20 protein-coding genes and 2 pseudogenes are annotated in these 25,664 nt (G+C 61.9%); 16 read left to right on the top strand and 6 right to left on the bottom strand.

The window, feature by feature from the left end; genetic code table 11:
• Positions 1 to 108 precede the first annotated feature (108 nt).
• On the top strand, positions 109 to 1,188 hold the full coding sequence (locus J4E08_RS23540) for a tyrosine-type recombinase/integrase (protein WP_349540592.1): 1,080 nt from the start codon (positions 109 to 111) through the stop codon (positions 1,186 to 1,188).
• Between the two features lie 945 nt (positions 1,189 to 2,133).
• Here J4E08_RS23540 and J4E08_RS23535 read toward each other — a convergent pair.
• Positions 2,134 to 4,842, bottom strand: a complete 2,709-nt coding sequence (locus tag J4E08_RS23535; protein ID WP_349540591.1) for a DUF2339 domain-containing protein — start codon at positions 4,840 to 4,842, stop codon at positions 2,134 to 2,136.
• A gap of 177 nt (positions 4,843 to 5,019) precedes the next feature.
• A pseudogene (locus J4E08_RS23530) lies at positions 5,020 to 5,735 on the bottom strand (IS6 family transposase).
• A gap of 246 nt (positions 5,736 to 5,981) precedes the next feature.
• On the opposite strand from J4E08_RS23530, the gene J4E08_RS23525 reads away from it, so the two are divergent.
• The gene (locus J4E08_RS23525) at positions 5,982 to 7,112 is read left to right on the top strand and encodes an IS5 family transposase (protein WP_349540590.1); all 1,131 of its coding nucleotides are present in this window, start codon (positions 5,982 to 5,984) and stop codon (positions 7,110 to 7,112) included.
• On the opposite strand, the gene J4E08_RS24635 is transcribed toward J4E08_RS23525, so the two are convergent.
• Entirely contained in the window at positions 7,022 to 7,360 is a 339-nt protein-coding gene (locus J4E08_RS24635) for a hypothetical protein (RefSeq protein ID WP_502949312.1), read from the bottom strand. The two genes, J4E08_RS23525 and J4E08_RS24635, sit on opposite strands and share 91 nt — an antisense overlap.
• A 688-nt stretch (positions 7,361 to 8,048) precedes the next feature.
• Positions 8,049 to 8,741, bottom strand: coding sequence for a histidine utilization transcriptional repressor HutC (gene hutC, locus J4E08_RS23520; RefSeq protein ID WP_349540589.1), 693 nt, complete (start codon positions 8,739 to 8,741; stop codon positions 8,049 to 8,051).
• Between the two features lie 81 nt (positions 8,742 to 8,822).
• On the opposite strand from hutC, the gene J4E08_RS23515 reads away from it, so the two are divergent.
• A complete protein-coding gene (locus J4E08_RS23515; protein WP_349540588.1) occupies positions 8,823 to 9,377 on the top strand; it encodes a HutD/Ves family protein in 555 nt (184 codons plus the stop codon).
• Positions 9,378 to 9,392: 15 nt separating this feature from the next.
• On the opposite strand, the gene J4E08_RS23510 is transcribed toward J4E08_RS23515, so the two are convergent.
• The gene (locus J4E08_RS23510; protein ID WP_349540587.1) at positions 9,393 to 10,754 is read right to left on the bottom strand and encodes a formimidoylglutamate deiminase; all 1,362 of its coding nucleotides are present in this window, start codon (positions 10,752 to 10,754) and stop codon (positions 9,393 to 9,395) included.
• A gap of 84 nt (positions 10,755 to 10,838) precedes the next feature.
• On the opposite strand from J4E08_RS23510, the gene hutI reads away from it, so the two are divergent.
• The 13 genes and pseudogenes from hutI to J4E08_RS23445 all read left to right on the top strand — a co-directional run bounded on the left by hutI (position 10,839) and on the right by J4E08_RS23445 (position 23,569).
• The gene (hutI, locus tag J4E08_RS23505) at positions 10,839 to 12,056 is read left to right on the top strand and encodes an imidazolonepropionase (RefSeq protein WP_349540586.1); all 1,218 of its coding nucleotides are present in this window, start codon (positions 10,839 to 10,841) and stop codon (positions 12,054 to 12,056) included.
• On the top strand, positions 12,044 to 13,582 hold the full coding sequence (hutH, locus tag J4E08_RS23500; protein ID WP_349540585.1) for a histidine ammonia-lyase: 1,539 nt from the start codon (positions 12,044 to 12,046) through the stop codon (positions 13,580 to 13,582). Before hutI ends, hutH begins: the two co-directional genes overlap by 13 nt.
• A complete protein-coding gene (gene hutG, locus J4E08_RS23495; RefSeq protein WP_349540584.1) occupies positions 13,579 to 14,379 on the top strand; it encodes an N-formylglutamate deformylase in 801 nt (266 codons plus the stop codon). Before hutH ends, hutG begins: the two co-directional genes overlap by 4 nt.
• On the top strand, positions 14,376 to 16,049 hold the full coding sequence (gene hutU, locus J4E08_RS23490; protein ID WP_349540583.1) for a urocanate hydratase: 1,674 nt from the start codon (positions 14,376 to 14,378) through the stop codon (positions 16,047 to 16,049). Before hutG ends, hutU begins: the two co-directional genes overlap by 4 nt.
• A 48-nt stretch (positions 16,050 to 16,097) precedes the next feature.
• Positions 16,098 to 16,922: a transporter substrate-binding domain-containing protein gene (locus J4E08_RS23485; protein ID WP_349540582.1), complete on the top strand. Its 825-nt coding sequence runs from the start codon at positions 16,098 to 16,100 to the stop codon at positions 16,920 to 16,922.
• Between the two features lie 72 nt (positions 16,923 to 16,994).
• Entirely contained in the window at positions 16,995 to 17,648 is a 654-nt protein-coding gene (locus J4E08_RS23480; RefSeq protein ID WP_349540581.1) for an amino acid ABC transporter permease, read from the top strand.
• Positions 17,649 to 17,657: 9 nt separating this feature from the next.
• On the top strand, positions 17,658 to 18,329 hold the full coding sequence (locus J4E08_RS23475; RefSeq protein WP_349540580.1) for an amino acid ABC transporter permease: 672 nt from the start codon (positions 17,658 to 17,660) through the stop codon (positions 18,327 to 18,329).
• 16 nt (positions 18,330 to 18,345) lie between these two features.
• Positions 18,346 to 19,152, top strand: coding sequence for an amino acid ABC transporter ATP-binding protein (locus J4E08_RS23470; RefSeq protein WP_349540579.1), 807 nt, complete (start codon positions 18,346 to 18,348; stop codon positions 19,150 to 19,152).
• Between the two features lie 65 nt (positions 19,153 to 19,217).
• Positions 19,218 to 20,333, top strand: a complete 1,116-nt coding sequence (locus J4E08_RS23465; RefSeq protein ID WP_349540578.1) for a pyridoxal phosphate-dependent aminotransferase — start codon at positions 19,218 to 19,220, stop codon at positions 20,331 to 20,333.
• Positions 20,333 to 21,730, top strand: a complete 1,398-nt coding sequence (locus tag J4E08_RS23460; RefSeq protein WP_349540577.1) for an FAD-binding oxidoreductase — start codon at positions 20,333 to 20,335, stop codon at positions 21,728 to 21,730. Before J4E08_RS23465 ends, J4E08_RS23460 begins: the two co-directional genes overlap by 1 nt.
• Positions 21,731 to 21,733: 3 nt before the next feature.
• A pseudogene (locus tag J4E08_RS23455) lies at positions 21,734 to 22,015 on the top strand (transposase); the annotation flags it as partial.
• Positions 22,016 to 22,411: 396 nt separating this feature from the next.
• The gene (locus tag J4E08_RS23450) at positions 22,412 to 22,609 is read left to right on the top strand and encodes a hypothetical protein (RefSeq protein ID WP_349540576.1); all 198 of its coding nucleotides are present in this window, start codon (positions 22,412 to 22,414) and stop codon (positions 22,607 to 22,609) included.
• A gap of 372 nt (positions 22,610 to 22,981) precedes the next feature.
• Entirely contained in the window at positions 22,982 to 23,569 is a 588-nt protein-coding gene (locus J4E08_RS23445; protein WP_349540575.1) for a hypothetical protein, read from the top strand.
• Positions 23,570 to 23,989: 420 nt separating this feature from the next.
• Here J4E08_RS23445 and J4E08_RS23440 read toward each other — a convergent pair whose 3' ends face one another.
• Positions 23,990 to 25,138 (bottom strand): P-loop NTPase family protein, encoded by a 1,149-nt coding sequence (locus J4E08_RS23440; RefSeq protein WP_349540574.1) that lies wholly within the window; start codon positions 25,136 to 25,138, stop codon positions 23,990 to 23,992.
• Between the last annotated feature and the right edge of the window lie 526 nt (positions 25,139 to 25,664).

The following is a 25,664-nucleotide window of genomic DNA, read 5'->3' as shown; positions in this document are numbered from 1 at the left end:
CAGGTGCGTGTCGCTGTGCTTAACCGCTACACCGCTCTTGGCATGCCTGTCACAGAGCCCGTGGGGTAACTCCGTCCGGGGAAGGGGGAAGTTCGGCCAGACTTCGATTTGTGCAACAAAGCCCTGACAGATACGAAGCTTAGGAAGGTCAAAACCGGTGAGAAGCCGCTTGCAGTGGGAGGCGCGCCCGGCCTCTGGTTCAAAGTGGGCACTCGGAACGGCCAAGGCAAATTCTACCTCCGTTTCACCTCTCCCGAGACCACCAAGCGACGGGATATGGGCTTAGGCAAATATCCCGGGGTCAGCATCTCACAGGCACGGTCGGCTGCGCTTGCTGCTCGCGAACAGATCGCGCAAGGGCTGGACCCTATCGCCCAGCGCGACGCCAAAGCACAAGCATCAGTCGCGGAACCGAAGGTGCCGACATTTGAATTTGCCGCAAGGCAAACATTTGCCGCTATCGAAAACAGCTACAATAATGACAAGCATCGCGCTCAATGGCTTTCGACGCTAGAAAGCTACATCTTTCCAGACATTGGCCAGACGCCCGTTGACCAGCTGACCACAGCCGATTTCGCCACGGCTCTGGCACCGATCTGGCTGACCAAGGCAGAGACCGCATCGCGCGTCCGTCAGCGCTGCACCCGTGTGATGAACTATTGTGTGGCACAGCGATGGTCGGACACAAACCCAGTCTTTGCCGTCGACGCGCTGCTCCCCAAACAGCCAAGCAAGGCAGAGCGCGTTGCGCATCATCCTGCGGTGCCGTGGCGCGACCTACCAACCGTGATTCCGAGGTTGTTTCCGGATGAACTCTGGAGCGCCGGTCGCGATGCCCTGCTGTTCCTGATCTTGACCGCCTCCCGTTCTGGTGAGGTGCGCGGCGCATCATGGGAGGAATTCGACCTTGAAGCTGGTGTTTGGACTGTCCCGGGCGCGCGTATGAAAGCCAAACGGCAGCACCGTGTTCCGCTCGCTATGCAGGCTGTTAAAGTCATTGAGCGCCGCAGGACCCGTTCGCCAGGCGGTGCGCTGGTATTCAGCCACCGAGGGGACAAACCGCTTAGCGACATGACGCTGACAAAATTGTTGCGTGATCGAAATATCCAAAGCGATGTCCCGGAGCGAGTTGCAACAGCACATGGCTTTCGCTCCAGCTTTAGAGACTGGGCTTCGGAGAATGGTTAAGCCCGTGACCTCGCAGAACGCGCGCTGGCGCACACCATCAAGAACGCAACCGAAGCAGCCTATCACAGAACCGACCAGCTGGAGCAGCGCCGCCCGATGATGCACGCTTGGGCGGATCATGTACTCAGCGACCCTTCGCCGCGCCTGCAAAATACACATGAGACCGGAGCTCGGCTCACCACACGCTAATTCGTTGCGCTCATATGCAACGCCACTGAATTTCTTCACATGTACGAGGCCCGGATGCGCAGGGCGGAAACCCAAAGTCATAAGGCACTTCAACCAAATTGAAATCGTCACGGGCCAGAAGCGATTTCGCGTGCTCCAGATTGCTCGCGCGGATCGAACCCCTTCCTAAACCGTGTTGAATCTTCTGGAGAGCCCACAATCGGCTGTCAGGCTTATTTCGGCCCATTGCCGAAATTCTCAGGTCAGTCTCCGCTGCGGCGCAGTTACCCGAAACCGGCCACCGGTGGCATCATGCAGCATGCTCTGGCACTTCAAGGTCAGCTCTGCGGACGGATGCCAGCCGCGCTGCCGTCCAGCGCAGCCTGGCGTGGATGGAAATGCGAGGCCTTATTTGTGGGGTGACCGGGCATGGGCGGAACCGGATGTGGCGCCCCACCAATTGAAGACTTTAGGTAAACCCGCGGTCGATGAAGTTTAAAAGCGCGGAGGTGACAAGGCACCGATGTCGAGGTTTCCAACCTTCGTGACTGGCGGGCGATGTCTTTCCCGCAAGCGCGAAATCAGGTTGAAGGGATGACGTCATGAGAGGTATCTGCCGGCCCGACATAACGCCCCGCAGGTACCTTGAATGGAGGACGCCCGCGGAAACGCTCAGGGGGAAAGCTGTTGGAGGCAAGGAGACGAGACCCTGAGCCTGGCAAGAGGCGCGCCTCAGGGATCTCTTTCACCCTGCCGGACATCTGTGCTATTCCAATCCTATCGCGCGCCCCGTGTTTCCGCCCACCGATTGAGCCAGGCCAGCCCGGCCAGAGCGAGGCCGAGAAACAGCAGCGCGAAGACACGGGTTAGGCCACCAAGGCCATTGATGTCCAGAATGAACACTTTCGCAATCGCCACACCGATGACGAGCAGACCGGCCTTGCGCAGCAAGGCGTCCCGTCTCGCGAGGGATTGGTAAAAAATGCCTGCTCCGAGGACCAAAAGAGCGACGGTGTAGCTGTAAAGTTCACCTTGATTGAGTCCGGGTAGCTCCATCCCCATCGCACCGCGCCAGAAGTGCCGGATCGTCAGACCCAGCCACACTGCCGACAAAGCCAGAGCAAGCACGCCGAACCCAATCCGAACATGGCGGAGCATGGAGGGCAGCCACCATGCCCCGAGGGCGAGCGTCACAGCAGGCAGGAGGTAAGCGGGGAGAAGCGTGTTGATCAGGCGTGGTCCCAGAACAAGGTTGTCAAAGCTGTTGATCAGAGGGTTCAGCTCGGTGACCGCAAAGGCTAGCTGGGCTCCGCCCAGCAGCAGGAAGAGCCCGCCCAGAAAAGTTCGGACCCGCATATGTATCCCGCCTCGTTCAAAGCGATAAAGCTGCGCTGTACCCAGAGCGATCCAGATAGTGGCAGACAGGCCGAACGACCAATGGGTGCCCGTTCCAGCCTGCCCTGAGAAAAGCACGATTGTACGGAACAGCAGCAGCGACAGCAGGATGGCGGAGGACGAGAAAACAGCGCTTTCCAACAGAATGCCGGACCGGGGGCGACGGGGAGCCTCGATCAGGCGCCAAGATAGCGCAAAGGCCACAACAGCCCCGCCATGCGACAGCAGCATTTCGGCCAGTGGCGCCTGCAAGGCCCAGTCGATCCCCGGATCCACAACCAAGCGGTAGCCAATCGTCGCCACGCCCGCCAGAAGATACAGCCCCATAAGGGGCAAGTTGAATCTGCGGTCCAGCCAAGCGGCCACGACGACCGTCATGGCTATGGCTGAGGTCAAGGCCGCCGTGCTGAACAGGATGAGCACGCCAAAAGCCAGGCAGGCGAGCGCAGACAGCACCGCGAAGGAAACGCGCTCTCTCGCGTCCGGGCCATCTGCATGGGCAAACCGCTCGGCCATGAAAACCATGGCGGCACCGATGACCATCGCGTGCAAGGCCCAGCCGTAGACGCCGAGGGTGGTTACGGGGTGCCAGACCACTTCCATTGCGACGGCGACTGCGGGGGCAAGGATGGCTGCACCGAGGGCTAGAAAAAGTGAGCCCGGGCCGCCCCTCAGGGAGCGCCACGCCGCGACACCTGAAAGCATCAGGCCGATCGCCACAACGATGCTCGCGGTCAACGGCAGGCTGGCTTCCGGTTGCTGCCCGGTGCTGGCAACGCGCCACCAGATGCGCGGGGCCGTCGCCACAACCGCAACCAGGGCGACGGCCGGCAGTAGGCTGAGATCGACGAGGGCCGGCGCATTGCGCGCCCAGACCAGCACTGCGAGGACAAGGACCGACAGCACGACAACCGCGCTCCAGAACACATCGCCGCGAGACGTTCCGAAGGCCGTCACAGCGATCAGCAGGCTGGCTGCAAGTATCGCGCCACCGGCCAGCCGTGTTGGAAATTCCGGCCATGGATCGCCCTTGGTCCGCGCAAAGATCGACAGGCCCAGCGGAGCGCCCATGTGGTCTGGCACAAGACTGCGCACGGGAATGGCGATTGCGGCAACCACGAGGGCACCGCAATAGAGGATGAAAGCGGCCTGCACTGTCCACCCGGCCCCCAGCACCAGCAGAAACCCAGTGACAAAGCCGAGCATCAGCGAGAGTACGGAGACCCAGGCCCACCGACGGATGGTATCTATCGCCAGACCGAGAATGGCCGTGACACCGAAATAGATCAGCAGAAATGACGGATCATCTGTCGCGCCGCCGATGATGAAGGGCGCCAGCATCGCACCGATGACACCGACCGCCGCCAGAAGCGGGCCGTAGAACCAGCCTAGAACCAAGGCAAGCGCACCAACCAATGCCATGCCCAGCAATGCGACCTCGGGGCCGATAAAGCCGTAGAGTATGCGGGCGGCCAGCACGGCACCGAAGAGGGTCACGATGCCAGCACCGGAAAATGTCGAGGGCAGATAGGCGGTGCTGCTCTCCTCACTATCGCCAAATCGGCGGCGGATATATTCGCCGGCTGCGGTCAGCGCAGCCCCAAAGCCGAAGGAGGCCAGAATACGCACGCCTGGTGGCAGCATCCCCTGTTCGACTCCATAGAGGACAAGGAAAATGCCCGCGAGCGCCAGAGAGACAGCGGAAATCGCATAGAACCAGTTCTGTGTGATCCAGGCGATGAGCGCCCTAAGCCTTTCGTCACTCAACACCACAGCTTTTGGGGGGCTGGCGGGCGGCAATGAGGCGTCATCTTTCGTGGTATTGGAGGCGGTCATAGTGGTGGCCGCTATGGGCTTGGGAACCGCTTGCCTTGATTGGTCCATCGCGCTCGATGCGTCCCATGGCCCGACTGGTGCGAGGGGCGCGGCAGACACCGACTCCGCGTCTTGCTTCTGCGCCTCCGCAGTCGCACCCCTTGCGAGCAGCGTTTCCAAATTGACAACGCGACGTTTCAGACCAGCGTTCGAAATCAGCAGATAGATCACGGCGACCGGGATTGCGATCAGGACACAGGCAAGCAGGGCGAGCATTGATTCCAAGACTTTATTCCAACTCAGGAGCGTTCTGGTCGGGATAGCAGATCATCGAATTTTTTCATATACTTGCGTACTAAATTCATTTCGCCCGACTTGACTGGTAAACTTGATCACTCAGCAAGGGGGGGCAGGCGGGATAGCCAAATTATCGACGGCGGCATAAGACGACCGCTAAGGGTGTTTGTGTAAGGCGGCCATTTCGAGCGCATAGTCGTGCCACAGGTCGAAGGCGTCGGATCTTGCGTGGCGGTAAGAGGCGGTAACGGCGGGGTCTGAAGATTGTGTTGATCTGATCTTGAGCAGCGAGGAACCTCTGCGCTTGCCGGACCGACTTGAACCGACCCATGACCTTCTCTCGCTTTCAGGTTCGTCGGTGTGACCCATCGATGCGATTAGTGAGACCTTTGTGCACCCGATGATCAGCTTCAGGCGAAAGAGCCTAGATCGGCTTGATATAGCTGCGCAATTCGTCTGTCACGACGACACAAGCTTTGTCAAAGCAGGGCGATCAGCCGGGCAGGGAAATGCCTGACGGCTTTGGCATTTCGGAGCAGCTGTACAAGGATATCGAGCGGGTCGCCGTTTGCATCCACTGCTCACCACAACCAGGCTTTGACACCGTTGATCGATACCACAACTTCATCAAGATGCCATTTGTCTGCAACGGCGGGGCGGTCACGCTTGATGCAATCGGCGAAATGTCAGCCAAATGGGTTCACCCATTTGCGCACGTTTTCCCGGCTGACGGTTAAACCAGGTTCAGCCAGAAGATCCTCCACATCGGCTGCACTGAGCGCGCCACGATGACAGAGCCAGACGGCATAGCCCACGACTTCGCGGGGGAAACGATGGCCTTTCAGGCGCGGCATCTCTGTTGGAATTTTCATAGCGATAGGCTAAAAACGTCCAAAGGCGTCAGCAAGTTGGCAATACCCATAGATGGCCTGTTGAACCGATTGCATGAACTAAAGATCAGCCATAACCAGAAGCCTGCATCTTCAAATTGTTGCACGCCAAACTGATCAATTTGAGATGCACTGCTATACCTTAGCAGGCTGCTGAAAAAGGCCGGTCTCGACGCGGTTTCGAGAACATGATTCACTTCCGGCACGGCAGCGGCGGTGAGGGTGACGATGCGTGGGACGGACGAAGCGAGCGGATCGCTGTTCAGCTATGTGGACCTTGAGGAGCGGGTCCCAGCGGGTCATCCGCTTCGCGAGATCCGGCAGATCGTGAACGACGTGCTATACACCGACTTCGGCCGCCCCTCCATCGCGCCGGAGCGCCTGATCCGGGCGAGCCTTCTCCAGATCCTGTTCTCGATCCGCTCGGAGCGGCAGTTGATGCAGCAGATGAACTACAACCTGCTGTTCCGGTGGTTCTTCGGGCTCGGGATTGACGACCCGGTCTGGGTCCCCACGGTGTTCAGCAAGAACCGCGACCGGCTGCTGACGAACGACATATCGCACAAGGTCATGGCCGGTATCCTCGAGCACCCTCAGGTCAAGCCACTGCTGTCGGACGAGCATTTCTCGGTCGACGGCACCCTGGTCAAGGCCTGGGAGTCCATGAAGAGTTTTCAGCCGAAGGACAGCCCTCCACCCGATCACGACGACGATCCCGGCGGCCCGCCGCCATCAATCCAAGAGCTCCCCGCAGACACCGACCAGCAGACACAGACCCAGCCGATGCCCGACACGCCCCGCAACGCCGAAGTGAACTTCCGGGGCGAGAAGCGCTCGAACGTGACCCATGCGTCGGTGACGGACCCCGATGCCCGTCTCTACAAGCAGGTGCCGGGCGCCGCGGCGATGCTGTGCTTCATGGGCCATACGCTGATGGAGAACCGCAACGGCCTGGTTGTGCAGGCGGACCTGACCCACGCCGACGGTCATGGCGAGCGCAAGGCGGCGCTCGAGATGATCAATCGCCACTCACCGGGCTCGACCCGGCGCCTGACGCTCGGGGCCGACAAGGGATCCGACAGCGCCGACTTCGTCGCCGCGCTCAGGCGCATGGTCGTGACACCACATGTCGCGCAGAAGGCCCGACATTCCGCCATCGACGGGCGGACCACCCACCGTCCCGGCTACGCCTTGTCCCAAATGTGCCGGAAGAAGATCGAGGAACCCTTCGGCTGGGCCAAGACCGTGGGCGGGATGGCCAAGACCTTTCACCGCGGCCCAGACAGGGTCCGCGCGCAGTTCACGATGACCATGTCGGCTTGCAACCTCGCAAGGCTGCCGAAACTCCTGGCAGCGTGACGAACAAGGCAACCCAGACCCGGCGTCGATGCCGTAGAAGACCGCCTGAAAATCGCGGCGAAAGGAACAACGTCCTTCGAGCCCGACTTCTTCAGCAGCCTGTTAAAGGACCCGACCTCATCCCGGCTGGAACAGCTCCACGGCATGCTCTCGTTGTCGTGGATAAAGGCAAAACGCGATCCGCTGCCGTCGGCAACGTCGCGCGGCGGCGCCACGATCTCCACCTGTCGGTCCTGGAGATCCGCCATGGCAGCGTCGAGATCGGCAACCGCGAGTGCGAGATGTCCGATCCGGCCGTTGCGGAGGTTCGTATCTGCGTTGGGCGGCCATTTGACGTTTACTGTATGCTATGAGCTCGAGACGGGTTGTCTGGGCCTTTCCCAAATAACTGACGTCGGTTCCGGCCCATTGCTGACATTCGCCTCAGAGGAGAAGTTCTATGGAAAGTGCAACACGTTCGATAAAGTCGCGTGAAACAGCGTAATCAGCCTACGGGAAAACCGGGGTGGTTCACTTAAAGCAGGTCTCTATTGTGTAAATCATTGACCTGTGGGTGCAGGGGACGCTTGACGGCAAGCGCTGTCGAGGCAAGGGCTTGGTCTGCAATTCCTTGAAGTTGATTGGGATTTCCTATCCCATAGGGCACTCGTCGAGCTCATCGAGGGCCTCAGCGCAGAAGAAACAGCCAGATATCTCAAGGTCGACGTCGCTGGGATCAGGCGCTTGAGAGGCGCCGGATATTTGGAAGAAATATCCCACAGGACTGCTTATCGAAGCGTATCTCGACACCTCCAGCCGAGTCCGAGAAATGGACGTGTCCGGGCTCTGATGATGTGACCGCTCCCCGACGGCATCAATGTGCCAAGGTGGGTCTGCGATGATCCACAAAGGAGGACGATCAGCGCGGACGATCACCGCGCCTGTCGCCGCTGGGCCTCAATAGCGCGCGACCATCTGGTAGCCAGGGCCGAAGAACAGGCGCGCGGTCGTCACCGCGTCAAGGTCGAGCCACGTCGAGCGCTCGATGGTAAAGATCGACGCTGCGGGCGGCACCAGCAGAAAGCGGCTTAGCTTTTCGTCCGCCGAGGTGGCCGAGAACCGCAATTCCGCATCCGTGAAGGGCAACGTGCGGATCAGCCATTCGTTGGGCATTTCGACCGACCAGTTCACCTCTTCGGCCGACGGTACCGTCGACAGGTTGATCCAGCGGTCTTCGAACTGGAAGGGCTGGCCGTTGGAATAGTGCATACATTCAAGGTGCAGCAGTCGCGTGTCCGGTTTCAGCGCAAGGCGCGCGCGCAGCCAGTCGGGTGCGGGCACGATGTCTTGCGAGGCCAGCGCATAGCGGTATTCGGCACCCGTTGCCTCGATCTCGCGCCGCACCACTGGAATCTGGAACTTTACCTGGCGGGTGGGCGCGGTGTTGACGCGGGTGCCTGCCTTGCGGCGCCTGTCGATCACGCCTTCGTCCGACAGTTCGCGCATGGCGCGATTCACCGTGGCGCGAGCGCAGCCCATTTCCGTGGCGATGTCGACTTCGCCCGGCAACAGCATTCCGGGTGGCCAGATGTCGGCGCGGATGCGTCGCAGGATTTCCGCTTTCACGTCGCGATAGGTCAGATTTGCCACAGTTATTTCCTATGTTTATTATTGTTATGTCTGCGATTACTATCGGGCTCGACGGTGAAAATCCCACTCAAAAGGCCACGAATGAAGTCTATCAGATTTACCGAAACGAAAGAAACACCTTGGCGCAATGGTGGAGGCATCACGCGCGAGGTGGCGCGGGCCGAAGATGATGGCGGCCTGCTGTGGCGCCTCAGCATCGCGGATGTGGGCTCGGAAGGGCCGTTTTCCGATTTCGCGGGCCTGACGCGAGTGCTCACCGTGATCCGGGGAGGGCCGATGATGCTGGACACCCCCAGCGAGACACTGGTTGCGGCGCTGCATGCGCCGCTGACCTTCGATGGCGGTTTGCCTGTCTCGGCCCGGTTGCCGAACGGTCCGCTGCGCGATCTGAACCTGATGTATGAATCGGGCCGGGTGCACGCCGAGGTCAGCGTGTTGGAGGGCCCGTTCGAAGGCCCCCTTGTCCCTGACGCGCAGGCCCCGCTGCGTGTGGTCTTTGGCCTGGCCGAGGGGTTCCATCTGAACCGTGCTCCTTTCGATGCGGGCGATACCGTCCTGCTGGAGGGCGAGGCCGCCACCCTGACCCTGGCCGATGGCGGCAGCATATTGCTGATCTCGCTGTCGCAGGGCGGGTAGCGGTGTCTGGCTGCGCTAGAGCGCTGCCATCAGTGCGGTCATCGCCTGACGATAGTTCTTTTCGATAGTGTCGCGCGCGATGTGGCGACCGCCGCGGACTTGGTGGCGGCCTGCGCTCCACAGATCTGTCACGGCGGTGTCGGCCGCCGCAAAGACGAGGCCGTCAAGCAGCCGGTCATTGCCGAGCGCGCACAGCGCCGGGGTGGCGCTGTCGATGGCCACCAGATCGGCCAGCGCCCCGGTTTCGATCCGCCCCGAGTCGCGGGCGAGCGCGCGGGCACCGCCGGTCGAGGCACCCTGATAGAGCGTGGCGCCGGTGCTCAGGGCGTCGCTTGCCAGCACGTTGCGAGCCACGTCGCGCAGGCGCTGCGAATATTCCAGGGTACGAAGTTCTTCGGTGAGCGAAATCCGCACATTCGAATCGGAGCCGACGCCAAAGGCGCCGCCTGCCTCGAGGTAGGTCGCGCCGTTGAACGCGCCGTCACCCAGGTTGGCTTCGGTGATCGGGCACAGGCCGGCCACGGCGCCGCTTGCGGCCATCGCGCGGGTTTCCGCGTCGGTCATGTGGGTGGCATGGATCAGGCACCAGTCCGGCCCGACGTCGGTATGATCCAGCAGCCACTCGACCGGGCGCTGGCCAAGCCAGGCGCTGACGTCCTCAACCTCTTTCACCTGCTCGGCGACATGGATATGCACCGGCCCCGCTGGCCGCGCGGCCAGCACCTGCGCCAGCTCGTCGGGGCAGGTGGCGCGCAGCGAATGCGGTGCGATGCCAAGGCCGGCGTCACCGGGCAGGTCCGACAGATGCGTGAGGGCCGCGTCGATCAGCGCAAGATAGGCTTCGGGCGTGTTGCCGAACCGCAGTTGGCCGCCTGCCAGTTGGGTCTGACCCGCCCCGCCATAGCTGTAGAGCACAGGCAGCAGCGTCAGGCCGATGCCGGTATGCCCCGCCGCCGCGCAGATCCGGGCCGACAGCTCGGCCTTGTCGTCATAGGCGCGCCCGTCGGGCTGGTGATGAACATAGTGGAACTCGGCCACGGCGGCATAACCCGCTTCCTGCATTTCAAGGAACGTCAGCGCCGCGATCGCTTCAATCTGCTCGGGGGTCAGGCGGTCGACGAAGCGGTACATGAGCTCGCGCCAGCTCCAGAAACTGTCGCGTTGACTGGCCCGATACTCGGTCATTCCAGCCATCGCGCGCTGAAAGCTATGGCTGTGCAAGTTCGACAGCGCGGGCAGCAGCGTATCGACCAAAGTGTCGCCGGGGGCACTTTTGCTGCCGATTCGCAGGGTGGCGATCCGGGTGCTATCTGTTTCGATTCGTACATCATTTGCCCAACCATCTGAAAGTAAGGCGTTTTTCGCAAAAATGGCCATCTCGGCTCCTTTTCTCGACAATATGACTAGACATAATAACAAAATTGCATACAAATAAATATGAATAGTGACGCCGAGGATATTATGAACGCTGCTAGTCATATTTTCACCGATCTCACCATTGCGACCTCTTACGGCGACTCGCCCTACGGTCTGATCGAGCGGGCGGCTCTCGTGGTCGAGGACGGGCAGGTGGTCTGGGTCGGCCCCGAAGCCGATCTGCCCACCCGATACGCCGGCCTTGCTAGCACCGGCTTCGGCGGGCGGCTGATGACACCCGGCCTGATCGATTGCCACAGCCATATCGTGTTTGGCGGTAACCGCGCTCGCGAATTCGAAATGCGGCTTCATGGCGCCAGCTATGAAGAGGTGGCGCGGGCAGGGGGCGGTATCGTGTCAACCGTTGGCGCGACGCGGACGGCCACGCCCGAGACCCTTCTTGAAGAGGCGCTGACGCGCGTGGATGCGTTGATCGCCGAAGGGGTGACGACGCTGGAAATCAAATCCGGTTACGGGCTGGACCGCGAAACCGAGCTGACCATGCTGCGTGTGGCGCGCCGGATCGCGCAGCTGCGCCTGGTGACGGTACGTACCAGCTTTCTGGGTGCGCACGCGATCCCGGCTGAGTTCGCCGGTCGCGCGGATGCCTATATCGACGAGATCTGCATCCCCACCCTGCGCGAGGCCCATGCAGAAGGGCTGGTCGATGCGGTCGACGGGTTCTGCGAGGGCATCGCCTTCCTGCCCGATCAGATCGCCCGCGTGTTCGACGTGGCGCGCGAGCTTGGCCTGCCGGTGAAACTGCATGCCGAACAGCTGTCGAACCTGGGCGGGGCGCAGCTTGCCGCGTCTTACGGTGCGCTCTCGGCGGATCATGTCGAATACCTCGACGCCACCGGCGTCGCGGAAATGGCGCAGGCGGGAACGGTGGCGGTGCTGCTGCCGGGCGCCTTCTATACGCTGCGCGAGACGCAGATGCCGCCCATCGACCTGTTTCGCGAACACGGCGTGCCGATGGCGCTGGCCACAGATTGCAACCCCGGTTCCTCGCCGCTCGCGTCGCTGTTGCTGACGATGAACATGGGGTGCACCCTGTTCCGCATGACCCCGGAAGAGGCGCTGCGCGGGGCAACGGCGCATGCTGCGCGCGCGCTAGGGTTGAGGGATCGCGGCATGATCGCGCCGGGGATGCGGGCCGATCTTGCGGTCTGGTCCGTCGCCCACCCAGCGGAGCTGGCGTATCGCATCGGTTTCAACCCACTTCACAGCCGCATTTTCGGAGGCACCCTGTGCAACACCTGATCCTTACGCCCGGCAAGGCCACGCTGGCCGACCTTGCCCAAATATACTGGGACGAATGTTCCGTGGCGCTTGATCCCGCCTGTCACCCGGCAATGGAAGAGGCGGCCCGGCGCATCGCATCAGCGGCAGCCGGCAATGCCGCCGTCTACGGCGTGAACACCGGCTTTGGCAAACTCGCCTCGGTGAAGATCGAGCCCAAGGACACCGCGACCCTGCAACGCAACCTGATCCTGAGCCATTGCTGTGGCGTGGGCGAGGCGATTCCCCGCCCGGTCGCGCGGCTTATGATGGCGCTGAAACTGCTCAGCCTCGGGCGCGGCGCCTCGGGCGTGCGGCTCGACCTCGTCAGTCTGATCGAGGCCATGCTGGCGCAGGGCGTCACCCCGGTGATCCCGGCGCAAGGCTCGGTCGGCGCCTCTGGTGATCTGGCTCCGCTGGCGCATATGGCCGCCGTGATGATGGGCGAGGGTGAGGCCGAATGCGATGGTACGGTGATGCCCGGTGGGAAAGCACTGGCGGCGGCTGGACTGACGCCGGTCGTACTGGGCGCGAAAGAGGGGCTGGCGTTGATCAACGGCACCCAGTTCTCGACCGCCTTTGCGCTGGCCGGTCTGTTCGGCGGCTGGCGCGCGGCGCAGGCCGCACTGGTGACATCGGCGCTGTCCACCGATGCGGTGATGGGCTCGACCGCGCCATTCCAGCCCGAAATCCACAGCCTGCGCGGCCATTCCGGCCAGATCGACGCCGCTGCCGCGCTGCGGGAGCTGTTGGACGGCTCGGCGATCCGCGACAGCCACCGCGACGATGACCTGCGGGTGCAGGATCCCTATTGCATCCGTTGCCAGCCCCAAGTCACAGGCGCGGCGCTCGACATTCTGCGCATGGCCGCCGGCACGCTTGAAACCGAGGCGAACGCCGCGACCGATAATCCGCTGGTGCTGACCGAGGCAGGGATGATCGTCTCGGGCGGGAATTTCCATGCCGAGCCGGTCGGCTTTGCCGCCGACATGATTGCGCTGGCCCTGTCCGAAATCGGCGCTATCGCCCAGCGGCGCATTGCCCTGATGGTCGACCCGGCGCTAAGCTTTCATCTTCCGCCCTTCCTGACGCCGAATCCCGGCCTCAGCTCGGGCTTCATGATCGCCGAGGTCACAACCGCTGCGCTGATGAGCGAGAACAAGCACCTGGCCAACCCCTGCGTCACCGACAGCACGCCGACCAGCGCCAACCAGGAAGATCACGTCAGCATGGCCGCCCATGGCGCGCGCCGCCTGTCGCGGATGGTGGAGAACCTCAACCGCATCCTCGGGGTGGAGCTGCTCTGCGCCGCGCAGGGCGTCGAGTTTCGTGCGCCGCTCGAGACCAGCGCCCCGCTTGCCAAGGTGATCGCGGCCCTGCGTGCCGAGGTCGCGACCATGACCACGGACCGCTACCTGGCCCCGGACCTGGAACGGGCCGCGCGCTTCGTCGGCGAGGGGGGCTGTGTCGCGGCCTCCGGCGTGGCCCTGCCGGAGCTGGCGCAATGACCCCGGTCGAGGTGCATCGGGGTGACAGCCCCGTGGTGCTGGGCCTGCCGCACACCGGAACATGGCTGCCCGAAGACATCCTCTCGGCGCTGAATGCGCGGGGGCGCGCGCTGACCGACACCGACTGGCACATCCATCGGCTCTATGACGGGCTCCTGCCCGGTGCGACGACGGTGCGAGCGACGTTTCACCGCTATGCCATCGACGCCAACCGCGACCCGTCCGGCGAAAGCCTCTATCCCGGGCAGAACACCACCGGGCTGGTGCCGCTGAGCGACTTCGATGGCGAGCCGATCTGGAGCACCGCCCCCGATGCCGACGAGATCGAACGGCGCAGGCTGGCCTATCACGCGCCTTATCATGCGGCGCTGATGGCCGAGATGGGGCGCGTACGGGCGCGGCACGGGGTTGCAATCCTGTATGATTGCCACTCGATCCGGTCGCATATCCCGTTCCTGTTCGCAGGTATCCTGCCGGATTTCAACATCGGGACGAACAACGGCGCCACTTGCGATCCCCGGATCGAGGCCGCGACCACATCGGTCTGCGTCGCGGCACAGGGCTATACCCATGTGCTGAACGGGCGTTTCAAGGGGGGCTGGACCACCCGCCACTACGGCCGCCCGCAAGAGGGGTTTCACGCCATTCAGATGGAGTTGGCCCAGGCCACCCACCTGGCGCAGGAAACCCTGCCATTCGGCTACGACGAGGATCGCGCCGCGCCGCTGCGCGTCCACCTAAAAGACATCCTGACACAACTGGCCGATCTGGCCCCGAACCTGCAAGGCACCTCATGACCGATCCGCGCAAGAACACTCGCGACATCTTTCCCCCGACCGGCGCCGAACTGAACGCGAAAAGCTGGATGACCGAGGCGCCGCTACGGATGCTGATGAACAATCTGCACCCGGACGTGGCCGAAAACCCGCACGAACTGGTGGTTTATGGCGGGATCGGGCGTGCAGCCCGCACTTGGCAAGACTTCGATCAGATCGTCGCGACGCTGAAAACGCTGGAATCAGACGAGACGCTGGTGGTGCAATCGGGCCGGCCCGTTGCCGTGGTCCGCACCCACGAGGATGCCCCGCGCGTGCTGATCGCCAACTCGAACCTGGTGCCGCATTGGGCCACTTGGGAACATTTCAACGAACTAGATCGCAAGGGGCTGGCCATGTACGGCCAGATGACCGCGGGGTCGTGGATCTACATCGGCAGCCAGGGCATCGTTCAGGGCACCTACGAGACCTTCGCCGAAGCAGGGCGCCAGCACTACGACGGCAACCTGACAGGCAAATGGGTCCTGACCGGCGGCCTTGGAGGCATGGGCGGCGCGCAGCCCCTGGCCGCCGTGATGGCCGGGGCCTGCTGTCTGGCGGTCGAGTGCAACCCTGAGAGCGTCGATTTCCGCCTGCGCACCCGCTATGTGGACGAGAAAACCGACAGCCTTGACGAGGCGCTCGAAATGATCGCGCGTTGGACCAAGGCGGGCGAAGCGAAATCCGTCGCGCTGCTGGGCAACGCCGCCGATATCTTCCCCGAGCTCTACAAGCGCGGCGTGCGCCCCGACATTGTGACCGACCAGACCAGCGCCCACGATCCGATCAACGGCTACCTGCCGCAGGGCTGGACGATGGCAGAATGGCGCGAAAAGCGCGAAAGCGATCCGAAGGCTGTCGAGAAAGCTGCGCGGGCCAGCATGAAGGTGCATGTCTCCGCGATGGTCGATTTCTGGAACGCAGGTGTGCCGACGCTGGATTACGGGAACAACATCCGTCAGGTCGCGCTGGAAGAGGGTCTTGAAAACGCCTTTGCCTTCCCCGGCTTCGTGCCGGCCTATATCCGGCCGCTGTTCTGCCGGGGCGTCGGGCCGTTCCGTTGGGTGGCGCTGTCGGGTGATCCCGAGGACATCTACAAGACCGACCAGAAGATGAAGGAACTGTTCCCCGACAACACTCATCTGCACAACTGGCTGGATATGGCCCGCGACCGGATCGCGTTCCAGGGTCTGCCCGCGCGGATCTGCTGGATCGGGCTGGACGAAAGGCACCGCGCCGGACTGGCCTTCAACGAAATGGTCGCCAATGGCGAACTGAAGGCGCCGGTGGTGATCGGGCGCGATCACCTCGACAGCGGCTCGGTGGCATCGCCCAACCGTGAAACCGAGGCGATGAAGGATGGCTCGGACGCGGTCAGCGACTGGCCGCTGCTGAACGCGCTGGTCAATACCGCCAGCGGCGCGACCTGGGTCAGCCTGCACCACGGCGGCGGTGTCGGGATGGGCTTCAGCCAGCACGCCGGTGTCGTGATCTGCGCAGATGGTACGCAAGAGGCCGCAAAACGCCTCGAACGTGTACTTTGGAACGATCCCGCCTCTGGCGTTTGGCGTCATGCCGACGCGGGATACGAGATTGCCGTGGATTGCGCACGGGAAAAGGGTCTTAGGCTTCCTTCGATCCTCGGGAACTGACGACCAAACCAGAAGATCAACGAAAAAAAACCAACAAGGAGAGAGAACATGAAAGCGATCATCACAGCCGCAACGCTGGCCATGACGGCGGCTGTCGGCCTGTTGCAGGCAGCCCCTGCCCAGGCCGACCTGCTGGCCGATATTCGCGAGCGGGGCACCATCACTGCCGCGACCGAAATGCACTATGCCCCTTTCGACATGCTGAAGGATGGCGAATACCAAGGCATCGGTCGCGACCTGTTCGACGCGGTCGCCAAGGAACTTGGCGTGAAGGTGGAATATATCGACCTTCCGTGGTCGTCGATCCTGCCTGGGCTGGAAGCGGGCAAGTTCGACATCGTGAATGCCCCTGTCACTATGACGGCCGAGCGGATGTCGCGCTATCATTTCACCCTGCCAATCGGCAACGCGACCGTGGCACTGGCCAAGCGCGTCGACAACGACGCGATCATCAAGCCCGAGGACATCGCGGGCCTGACGGTCGGGGGGCAGAAGGGCTCGGCACAGCTCGAACAGCTCAAGACGTTCTCTGAAGGGCTGGGCGAACCGGCAACGGTGCGTGAATACGTCAACATCGACGAAGCCCTGGCCGACCTTGCCGCCGGGCGTATCCAGGCGGTTGCCAACTCGATGCCGCTGATGGGCTATGCCGCCGTGCAGCGCCCCGAGCTGTTCGCGCTGGTCGAACCGCCGTTCGGTGACCCGAAGTACTTCGGCTGGGTGGTGCGTGGCGATGACGAAACTGCGTCGCTGATTGAAGCCGTCAATGCCGCGCTGCTGAAGTTGCACGAAGACGGAATGCTGGCCGCGATCAATGAAAAGTGGCTGGGGGCGAACGCCGAGCTGCCGACCGAGATGCCCGCGGTCGAGTGATCCCTTGTGCCTTTCCCTTCCCGCGGTCTCGCCCGCGGGAAGGGCCACCGGTCAGAGACAGGACTTATTGCGGTGCAATTCTCTTTTGACGTCATCCTTCACAACCTGCCCTATATGCTAGGTGCCGCGCGCTTTACGTTGCTGATCTCGATCACCGGCATTGCGCTTGCGATCGTGCTGGGCACCTTCATCTGCGCCGCGCGGATCGGCAGCAGCCGGGTTCTGCGCGCGCTGAGCGGGCTGTACATCAGCGCCTTTCGCGGTGTGCCGCTGCTGGTGCAACTGCTTCTGTTCTACTACATGCTGCCGCGCATCGGGCTGGACCTGCCCGCCATGCCCGCAGCGATCCTGGCGGTCGGCATGTGCTCGGCGGCCTATGTCGCGGAAATTCAGCGCAGCGCGCTCCAGTCGATCCCATCGGGGCAGACCGAGGCGGCCGAGGCGCTGGGTATCTCGCCCATCGCGCTATGGCAGCGCATTCTGATCCCGCAGGCGTTGCGGCTCGGCCTGCCGTCTTTGATCAACGAATTGATCCTCCTGGTCAAAGTGTCTTCGCTGGCGTCCGTCGTCGGCATTGGCGAGCTGACCCGCGTGGCACAGAACATCAACGGCCAGACCTACCGCCCGCTCGAAATCTATATCACCGCAGCGCTGATATATTTTGTCATCAACTTCACGCTGTCGCAGCTCGGCCGTTTCGCCGAACGGCGTCTGGCCCTGACCTGAGAGGCCGCCATGGAATTCGATCTTTTCCTACGCTACGGGCCCGATCTGCTGAAGGGCTTTGGCATTACGTTGTTGTGCTGGATCATCGGCTCGGCAGGCGGCGCGGTGCTTGGCTTCGTCATCGCCTGCCTGATGCGCTGGTCCGCGGCGCCGGTGCGCTGGGTGCTTGGCGCGTATATCGAGCTGATCCGGGGCACGCCCTTCATGATCCAGCTGTTCCTGCTATATTACGGCGGGCCCTACATGGGTCTGGTGCTGACGCCGGTGCAGGCGGGTATTGCCAGCTTCATCGTCTACGGCAGCCCGTATTTCGCCGAGATTTTCCGCTCGGGGTTCCAAGCGATCCCCCCCGGACAGATCGAGGCGGCCCGCGCCATCGGGATCAGCGAATTCACGATCCTGCGGCGGATCATGCTGCCGCAGACGCTGGTGCTGATCACCGCGCCGCTGACCAACTTTGTCATCATCCTCAGCAAGGAAACGGCGATCCTGTCGGTCGTCACCGTGCCTGAGCTGCTGTTCCAGACACAGACGATGGCGGCCGAGACCTTCACCTATGTGGAGCCCTTCCTGGCTCTGTCCCTGTTCTACTGGTTTTTGGTGGTCCTGACCGCCGAGCTTGGCCGCCGCATCGAGATCCGCGCCACGCGGCATCTCAAGCGCGCCGCCTCTTCGACTTGAAAGGATGTCGGTCCTCATGACGCAGACTGAAACCTCACCCTCTGACCCGATCATGACCGTGCGCGGCATGTCGAAATGGTTCGGCAATTTCAAGGCGCTGGACGCAATCGATTTGGATGTGAACCGCTCCGAGGTGCTGTGCCTCATCGGGCCGTCCGGCTCCGGGAAAAGCACGCTTCTGCGCTGCCTCAATTTCCTCGAACACTACGACAAGGGCGAAGTGCGCAAGGACGGCGCCTTGATCGGCTGGCAGGACGGAACCTCGGACCCGCGCAAGCCGCTGAAGCCCGCAGCTTTGCGGGCCCAGCGCCACCACATCGGAATGGTGTTTCAGCAGTTCAACCTTTGGCCGCATTTCTCTGCCCGTCAGAACGTGGCAGAGGCGTTGCGGCAGGTCAAAGGTTTGTCCGCAGACGACGCGAACGCCCGCGCGCTGGACGCGCTGGACAAGGTGAACCTGAAGGACAAGGCCGAGAACTTTCCCTCGGGCCTGTCGGGGGGGCAGCAACAACGGGTGGCGATCGCACGTGCCATCGCGATGGAACCCGACATCATGCTGTTTGATGAACCGACCTCGGCGCTGGACCCGGAACTGGTGGGCGAGGTGCTGACCGTGATGAAAGACATGGCAGCAGAGGGCATGACCATGGTGGTCGTCACCCATGAAATGGGCTTTGCAGCTCATGCCGCCGACCGGGTGGCATTTCTGGAAAGCGGCCGGTTGGTGACCTGCCGCCCGCCGGGCGAGATTTTCGGCGCCGAGCCGAGCGACGCGCGGCTGCGCAGCTTCCTGCAAACCTATCGCGAACGCAACGTGGTCTGATCCCCGGCCGGGCCACGCTTGCATGTGCTGTTTTTCCCTTTCTTCTTACCGAAAGACCCATTGTCATGCCCGATCAAAGCATTCCGCATCCGATCCCTGTCCCGAGTGTCGAGGCGATCGATTTTCCGGCCCTGCCGTTGATGCCCGAGGCGGGCGACCGCCCGTCCGGCGATCTGGCGCGGCTGAACCTGAACGAAGCGCCGATGTCGCCCTCGCCGCTGGCGCTGGCGGCGGCGCAAGTGGCTTTGGCCGACAGCCACCGCTATCCCGATCACCACGCGGTCGCGCTGGCAGGCACAATTGCGGCCCGCACCAGCATCGCGGCGGATCGAATCGTGTTCGGCAATGGCTCGGGCGAGTTGCTGGTGCAATGCGCGCAGGTCTCGTTGGACCGCGGCGACGAGGCGGTGATGCCGGACCCGACCTTCCCGACCTGCGGCAAGGGCGTGCAGATGACTGGCGCCCACATCGTCAAGGTCCCGCTGCGCCCGGACGGGGCCAACGACGTCGCGGCGATGCTGTCGGCGATCACGCCCCGCACGCGGCTGTTCTACCTGTGTACGCCGAACAACCCGACCGGAAACATCCTGGGCGAAGCGGATCTTGAGCGCGCGATCCGCGAGGTGCCCGCAACCTGCCTTCTGGTGATCGACGAGGCCTATTTCGAGTTCGCCTGCGGCGGCGACGAGCCCGATACCCTGACACTGCTGCGCAGCCGCACCGGACCCTGGGTCGTGACACGCACCTTTTCCAAGGCCTATTGCATGGCCGGGCTGCGGGTCGGCTATGCGCTGTGTTCGGACGAGGGGCTGAAGCGCGGGTTCAGCCGCATCCGGCACAACTTCAACGTTTCGCGGCCTTCGCTTGCCGCGGCCCGGGCGGCCTTCGAGGACGCGGCGTACATGCGTGCGGCGGTGGCCGAAACCGTCGCCCGGCGTGAACAGCTGCGCGCGGGGCTGGAACGGCTCGGGTTTGCCGTCCTTCCCAGTTTCGCCAATTTCCTGACCGTGCGGTTCAACGGTTCCGCTGCCGCTCTGGCGCAGGCGCTGCACGGGCAGGGGATTGCGGTGCAGGCGCTGGGTTGGCCCGATGCCAATGGATCGCTGCGCATCACCATCGGTGCGGCGGAGGAAAACGAACGCGTTCTCGCGGCAATCGAAAACCAACTGGAGGCCGCGTGATGGAAACTCTGCGCGACATGCTGGGCGCGAAGGGCGTGCTGACCACACCCAAAGATATGGTGGCCTTTCTGGACGACCCGCTGGGTGCGACCGTCACACCGCCCCGCGCGGTGCTGCGGCCGGGATCGACCGCCGAGGTTCAGGCGGCGCTGCGCTGGTGCCAGTCCGAGGGGCTGTCGGTGGTGCCGCAGGGCGGCCTGACCGGGCTGACCCAGGCAGCGGTGCCGGTCGATCTGGACAAGACGGTGATCCTTTCGCTGGGCCGGATGAACCGCCTGCGCGATCTCGATGCCGACAGCGCGACCGCCACGGTCGATGCGGGCATGGTTCTGGCCGACCTGCGGGCCCGCGCGGAAGAGGCCGGGTTCTATTTTCCGCTGTCACATGGCGCTGTCGGGTCGTCCCAGATCGGCGGCAACCTGTCGACCAATGCGGGCGGCAACAACGCGCTGTGCTACGGCGTGGCGCGCGATCAGGTGCTGGGGCTCGAGGTGGTCTTGCCCGATGGTACACTGTGGGAAGGGCTGCGGGCGCTGCGCAAGAACACCGCCGGCTATGACCTGCGCCAGCTCTTTATCGGGGCCGAAGGCAGCCTTGGCATCATCACCGGCGCGGTGGTCAAGTTGCGCCCGCTTCCGGTGTCCCGCGCCACGGCCTTTGTTGGCGTCAAGACTCCCGCCGCGGCGCTGAAGCTGCTGCACGCGCTGTCGGCTAGGATGGGCGGCACGGTCGCCGCCTTCGAGCTGATCTCGCGCGGGGCGCTCGACGCGGCGCTTGCCCATACCAAGATGCGCGACCCGTTGGAAAAGCCGGGGGCCTGGTCGGTTCTTATCGAGGCCGAAACTGCCTCGGAGGCGATGGACCTGGGCGGGTTGCTGGAAGATGGGCTGGCTGGTGCTTTCGAAGCAGAGCTGATTCAGGACGCCCTACTGGCCCAGAACGAAGCGCAGCGCATGGCGTTCTGGAAGTTGCGAGAAGCCATCGCCGAGGCCCTGATCCGCGATGAAAGCTGTCTGAAAAGCGATACCGCCGTGCCGGTCGGCCGTGTGCCCGAGTATCTCGAGGCGGCGGGGCGCGCCGTGGACCGCTTTCTTCCGGGGGTGCGCCCGGTTCCCTTCGGGCACCTGGGCGATGGCAACGTGCATTTCAACCTGATGCGCCCCGAAACGATGGCACATGGCGCTTTCCGCGAGCACTGGGTGGCCCTGACGGAAATCCTGGCCGAGGAGGCGATCCGCCTGGATGGCACGCTGAGCGCGGAACACGGAATCGGTCGGCTGAAATGCGAGGAATTCGCAGCAGTGGTCGACCCGGTGTCGTTGCGCATCATGCGCTCGCTCAAGCATGCGCTGGACCCTGATGGCCGGATGAACCCCGGCGTGCTGTTCGCCCGGTGACGGCTGCGGCCTGACGCCTTGGCGAGAACGCTGCAAATGCTGTGTTCGGCCCGCTCGGAGGGGCATCTGATGGGGTAGCTGGAAGACAACCTGCTGTTCCGCTAGTTTGTGGGGCTTTCATCGACGATCAGGCCTGTGTTCCGACCGTGTTCAGCAAGAACCGCTGCCGCCTTCTGACCACGGACATGTCGCGCAAGGAGATGGCGGCCATTCTCGCGCATCAAAAGGTCGCCGTGCTGCTGTCGGTCGACCACTGCGCCGGTCGACGGCACAGTGGTGAAGGCTTCTTCCCGCCACCAAGCTGACCGTAATGACGTTCGCGGCGACCGCGGGCCCGGCCAACCGGTTTTCGGGTTCGAGTAGGTAGGTCGCGGGTATAAAGTTACCAACGCCCTCGGACGTAGCTGCCATGAAGGGCCCCGGCCGCCCCTGATTGCGGGCGGAGACGACAATTAGTTCATCGAGGGTGGCCCGACGCGACGGTGGGCAAGGTTCGTGTTCGCATCGCCAAGAGACGGTACGATCAGCCTACAGCCCAGGCCCGCGTGTATCCGCCCTGCGCGCAGGAACTGTCGCCCCGGGATGAGCCGTGGGGCTGCCGGTGCGAAGAAGTGACTGAGGCAGTCGCCGCGACGATGCCCGCGCCGACTGCCTCAGTCCAAGGCCTTCGGGCGCGTAGGCATGGAGCCGTGCCAAGGGCGCTATCGCGGATTGACAGTCACCACCCTTCTAGCCGAGGCACACGGGCAGACGCCTGAGCACACCGGCGACTACCGCATTCGCTCGCCATTGACTCCTGTGACCCTAGGCTGCACTTGCGGCGAACGTCAGCTCCTGCGGGTGGCGCCGCAGCAAAAAGCTGCGGCGGATTTAGTCTAATCACAGAGTTTGCAAAGCCCGCTATAGCTCTGCGCACAGCCGACTTTGGTGCGTAGCGCAGCATGTGGACTTCGGTCTGCTACGGTTTGAATGGCCGCTTTTGCAATTCTGGCACAGTACTTTCGCAGACGCAGCTTGGGTCCGTTTCCCGCCCCTCGCGTCTACCGACGTGAACGGCCCAGAGCCGCCGTTGCCCGAAGAATCAAACGCTGCGCCGCAGCTTTCTAAAGCTTCCTTTCGACACCTGTTGCAGCAAATTCGAGGGCCCAAAGTCGGCAGGGCGGACCTTCCGGCCGTTCGATGCGGCAGGAAGCTTCCAGTCCGCTCTGAACTCGAATATGATCAAGGGAGAAAAGAAAAGGGGGTAAAGTTATGTCAGTAGAGCAGGACAAAGAAGTTCTTCTTGATGCGCTTTACGAATACCAACTCTCAACAGGAATGCGGCCCTCGATAATCAGGGCGCAAATGCTGCACCTGCCGGAATGGGACCGCAATCGCCTGATTGATGCGGCAAAGGCCCTCGAAGGCGCTGGTGATATCTTGAATCCAGCAGGCCCGTTAAGTCATGTCGATCTGTCTTCAACGGCGCGCCTACGTGCATCTGCACGCACGAAAGCAGCTAAAAGCGGTGGGACAACCTACAATATAGGCTCGGCAACAAACTCGCCGTTTCAGCATATTGAAGCAGGTGGTCATGGTGTTCAAAATATTCAATATCAGACAACTGTTAACGATTTGCGTACCGTTATCGACCTCTACCGCCAGCATGTCGACAGCCTGAACCTTGATACTACGCAGCGGCAGAGGGCTGATAAGGCCGTAGCAACCATTGAAGCGCAGATAGTCGACGAAGATCCCGATCAGGGTATTGTAAGGGCCGCAGGTAAGTCACTTAAAACCATCGTTGAGGGAGCTATCGGCGGCGCTCTTGGAAATGCGGTTGCAAATCCTGGCATCTAGGCTCCGCTGCTCGCCATGTTCGGATAGCTGCGATTGCGCGCTGCAACAAACTGATGGCTGGACTTTGCGATGTCCTCCCATGCCATTGCTCCCAGCAAGCCGCATTAATGGTTGCGACGGCTTTGGTGCGAGGAGGTAAATTTAGTAACCGATCCGGATGGGATCTTAAGCGAAGCAAACAGCCGACCAACACTTTAGGAAATAAAGCAGACATGCGGCGTCGCTGCAGAGCAGACACTTGGCAGCCAGCAGCGGACATCGGTCACGGCCCAGAGCTGCCTTTGACTGTGCAGCTCCAATGCTGCAGCGGCAGCCTGCATTCTGGACATTGGCTACAGTTGCGAAACCTAAAGATCATAGAACTCACACGTCGCAGGTTGCGGAGACACTCCCCGCAACCTACAATTTAATGGTCGTTATTCATTCAACATCTTTGTGAGCCCGTTGGCTGGCGTAGGCTTTTAGCATCATTTCCGTGTACTCTACGGTGCTTTTGGTGTGCTCATCCAACCCGGGCCAAGCAAAGGGCAACTCCCGCAGACAGAGTTCCTGATCAACATTTATCCCGAGTTGAGCCGCAACTGCGAGTGCTGAAATAGGTTCCTTGCCCTCCGGCCAAAGGTATTCATCAAAGGTGATGCATACATCATTGTCATCATCAACAAAGATATCGGCGAATAAAGCACCCAACCGCTCACTAACGTTCGAAGCATCCTCAACAAGTGCACTTCGCATCAGTAAAGTTACCTTTTCGGCATCTAGTTCCAGTTTCAGTCGTGTATCCGCAATATCGACCACCAGCTCGGGCCTCCCTTGCTTCTCTTTGTCAACAAATGGCTTTGGCTGTGTATCATGCTCTTCAAGCCACCAGGGACTTTCGAAGATATCGAGCGGAGACGCGTCACAACGTGGGCAATGCCAAAGCCCCCTAGCAATCTGTTCGCCAGTTATCGAAGTGTCACAATGCAAGCAGAACCACTTCTCCGACACGGCTCCGTTTAAGGGATGACGGACGAGACCGTCTTTGTCTGGTTTTGTAGAACGTCTTGGCCAATCTGATGCTATTCCCGCACGAACCTGTTCCGCTCGTTTGATTGCGATGTCGAGCGCTTCTTGCTGAAATGCGGCTTCATAAACTGGAGCCTCGTGCACAATCTGTTTTGAGATCTCTAGACGAGGTTCCCCGCTTGGAGCTTCAGGCACATAAAGGTGCCAACCTGTCCCATGCATATGAACGTCGCCCATTGAAGCTGAGATAGAGTATTCGTGCCCTTCAATGGTGCCTTGTTGAACATCTGTCTCAAAGACTGAGTCTTCAATAAATGACCCCAATCGAGGTCCACCAGCTTCATCGCCGGGCAGCGCTTCGACGAGCAACCTTTCAACGGCAGAGATTTGCTCCTTTGTTAGAGTCCAACCGGCTCTTTGTGCCTTAGTAACGTCGTTCCAGTGTGAAAAGCCCAGTACTTCGGCAACCGTATCACGCGCTTTGTGGAGAGGTACCTGTTGAGCTCGCGCGTAGCGCTTGGACAATTCTTTCAGTTTCTTAAAGTAGTATGTCGGTTTCATGATCCATATCCGAACTGGATCCGAAAAGGTGCCCGCTGCTTATCGGACCCTGCCAACGGCATGGTATCCAAAAAATGAAATCGCGTTGCTTTGCTTCGCATGGCGGGCACACCGGCCTACGCGCTAGGCCGAATACATTGTTACCCGCTCGACCGAAAAGGTCAAGCGGCCCTGAGTCGCGGTCCGAGAGTGTGGCTACGCCGCGGTGGGGCTTCCCCGAAGCAGCCATGCGTCATGAGTTGCGCATCAGCCTAGCTCGTAAACACTGCCAATATAGTTTCAATATCATGTTTTATATCGCAAGAAGCAGCGCACTTGGCTTCTCTTGGGGAAATACGTTCAATGTCCGGGAAGAATTTTTGCAATGGACTTGGTTTTGCGCAAACGAGAGGGTCGGAAGGCTTTGTTGCACAAATCGCTTCAGGGATTCACTGTGTGAATCCGGCATGATAGCTGGGCGACATGAGCAGTTGGGCCCCTACGAAGTACAAGACCAGGAACTGGCCTTCGTACAACACATCGCTGA

Source organism: Sagittula sp. NFXS13 (genome assembly GCF_040148795.1).
In the GTDB taxonomy this organism is placed as follows: domain Bacteria; phylum Pseudomonadota; class Alphaproteobacteria; order Rhodobacterales; family Rhodobacteraceae; genus Sagittula; species Sagittula marina.
This window is presented reverse-complemented; position numbering and strand designations above follow the sequence as displayed.

Bases quoted from the DNA above. Each gene is read 5' to 3' on its own strand.
- J4E08_RS23535 (WP_349540591.1), bottom strand. From the start codon at position 4,842: ATGCTCGCCCTGCTTGCCTGTGTCCTGATCGCAATCCCGGTCGCCGTG.
- J4E08_RS23525 (WP_349540590.1), top strand. From the start codon at position 5,982: ATGCGTGGGACGGACGAAGCGAGCGGATCGCTGTTCAGCTATGTGGAC.
- J4E08_RS24635 (WP_502949312.1), bottom strand. From the start codon at position 7,360: ATGGCGGATCTCCAGGACCGACAGGTGGAGATCGTGGCGCCGCCGCGC.
- J4E08_RS23515 (WP_349540588.1), top strand. From the start codon at position 8,823: ATGAAGTCTATCAGATTTACCGAAACGAAAGAAACACCTTGGCGCAAT.
- J4E08_RS23510 (WP_349540587.1), bottom strand. From the start codon at position 10,754: ATGGCCATTTTTGCGAAAAACGCCTTACTTTCAGATGGTTGGGCAAAT.
- hutI (WP_349540586.1), top strand. From the start codon at position 10,839: ATGAACGCTGCTAGTCATATTTTCACCGATCTCACCATTGCGACCTCT.
- hutG (WP_349540584.1), top strand. From the start codon at position 13,579: ATGACCCCGGTCGAGGTGCATCGGGGTGACAGCCCCGTGGTGCTGGGC.
- hutU (WP_349540583.1), top strand. From the start codon at position 14,376: ATGACCGATCCGCGCAAGAACACTCGCGACATCTTTCCCCCGACCGGC.
- J4E08_RS23485 (WP_349540582.1), top strand. From the start codon at position 16,098: ATGAAAGCGATCATCACAGCCGCAACGCTGGCCATGACGGCGGCTGTC.
- J4E08_RS23475 (WP_349540580.1), top strand. From the start codon at position 17,658: ATGGAATTCGATCTTTTCCTACGCTACGGGCCCGATCTGCTGAAGGGC.
- J4E08_RS23470 (WP_349540579.1), top strand. From the start codon at position 18,346: ATGACGCAGACTGAAACCTCACCCTCTGACCCGATCATGACCGTGCGC.
- J4E08_RS23465 (WP_349540578.1), top strand. From the start codon at position 19,218: ATGCCCGATCAAAGCATTCCGCATCCGATCCCTGTCCCGAGTGTCGAG.
- J4E08_RS23460 (WP_349540577.1), top strand. From the start codon at position 20,333: ATGGAAACTCTGCGCGACATGCTGGGCGCGAAGGGCGTGCTGACCACA.
- J4E08_RS23450 (WP_349540576.1), top strand. From the start codon at position 22,412: ATGGAGCCGTGCCAAGGGCGCTATCGCGGATTGACAGTCACCACCCTT.
- J4E08_RS23445 (WP_349540575.1), top strand. From the start codon at position 22,982: ATGTCAGTAGAGCAGGACAAAGAAGTTCTTCTTGATGCGCTTTACGAA.
- J4E08_RS23440 (WP_349540574.1), bottom strand. From the start codon at position 25,138: ATGAAACCGACATACTACTTTAAGAAACTGAAAGAATTGTCCAAGCGC.